This window comes from Rhodopseudomonas sp., assembly GCF_013377015.1.
Classification (GTDB): domain Bacteria; phylum Pseudomonadota; class Alphaproteobacteria; order Rhizobiales; family Xanthobacteraceae; genus JARJEH01.
In genome coordinates, this window is sequence record NZ_JACABA010000024.1 from 1 (window position 1) to 1,511 (window position 1,511).

A 1,511-nucleotide genomic window follows, 5' to 3' on the forward strand; every position below is an offset into this window, starting at 1 on the left:
AAGCCCGGTTGCACGCTGGAAGATGCGATTGAAAACATCGATATCGGCGGCCCGACCATGGTGCGCGCCGCAGCCAAGAACCACGGCAATGAAGCCGGCGGTGTCGGCGTGCTGACCGATCCGGAAGACTACGCTCCGGTGCTCGATGAGCTCAAGGCCAACGGCGGCGAGCTATCGTACAAGACGCGCTTCGCCCTGGCGAAGAAGGCCTTCACGCACACCGGTCGTTACGACGGCGCCATCGCCAACTGGCTGACCAGCCTCGGCGAAGACAACAAGCCGACGACTTTCCCCGATCGACTGCAACTCGCCTTCGACAAGGTCGACACCATGCGCTACGGTGAGAACCCCCATCAGGCAGCCGCCTTCTATCGCGAACCGAATGCCGTCGCCGGCAGCATCGCCAATTACACGCAACTGCAGGGCAAGGAACTTTCCTATAACAACATCGGCGACTCCGATGCCGCCTGGGAGTGCGTCAAGGCCTTCGATGGCGTGATCGCCTGCGTCATCGTCAAGCACGCCAATCCGTGCGGCGTCGCCATCGGCGCGACTGCCGAGGAAGCCTACCGCAAGGCCTTCAAGACCGATCCGACCTCGGCCTTCGGCGGCATCATCGCCTTCAACACCACCATCGACAAAGCCACGGCCGAAGCCGTCGCCGGCCAGTTCGCCGAAGTCATCATCGCGCCGGAAGTCACCGCAGACGCCCGCGCTGTATTCGGCGCCAAGCAGAACCTGCGCGTCATGACCGTCCCGCTGGGCAAAGCCGAGGGCGTGTTCGACTTCAAGCGCGTTGGTGGCGGACTGCTTGTGCAGACGGCTGACGAGGCCCGCATCACCCAGGCCGACATCAAGGTGGTGACCAAGCGCAATCCGACTCCCCAGGAAATGGCCGACCTGCTGTTCGCCTGGCGCGTCGCCAAGTACGTCAAGTCGAACGCCATTGTTTATTGCAAGGACAACATGACTGTCGGCGTCGGCGCAGGCCAGATGAGCCGTGTCGATTCAGCGCGCATCGCCGCCATCAAGGCCGAGAACAATGGCCTCACCGTGGTTGGCTCGGTCGCTGCATCCGATGCCTTCTTCCCGTTCCGCGATGGTCTCGACGTGCTCGCCAAGGCCGGTGCCACGGCCGTCATCCAGCCGGGAGGTTCCGTGCGCGACGCCGAAGTCATTGCGGCGGCGGACGAACAGAATCTCGCCATGCTCTTCACCGGCTTCCGTCATTTCAGGCACTGATCCGACATGAACCTACTCGTCATCGGCTCGGGCGGACGCGAACACGCGCTCGCCTGGCGCCTTGCCAAGTCACCCCGCGTGCAAAAGATTTTCGTCGCGCCCGGCAATGCCGGCACGGCGCGCGAGGACGGGCTGGAAAATGTACCCATTACCGCCATCGCCGACCTGGTGGCATTTGCGCAGAAGGAACAGATCCACGCTACCGTGGTCGGTCCCGAAGCACCCCTGGCCGCTGGCGTAGTGGATGCCTTCCGTGCCGCCGGCCTGCG

2 protein-coding genes are annotated in these 1,511 nt (G+C 63.7%); both read left to right on the top strand.

Translation table 11 applies throughout. The features are described 5' to 3' along the window. The coding region (gene purH, locus HXX15_RS23075) for a bifunctional phosphoribosylaminoimidazolecarboxamide formyltransferase/IMP cyclohydrolase (protein ID WP_296519248.1) at positions 1–1,242 on the top strand (1,242 nt) is incomplete at its 5' end. 6 nt (positions 1,243–1,248) lie between these two features. After that, positions 1,249–1,511: phosphoribosylamine--glycine ligase N-terminal domain-containing protein (locus HXX15_RS23080; protein ID WP_296519249.1), on the top strand; the 263-nt coding region annotated here is incomplete at its 3' end.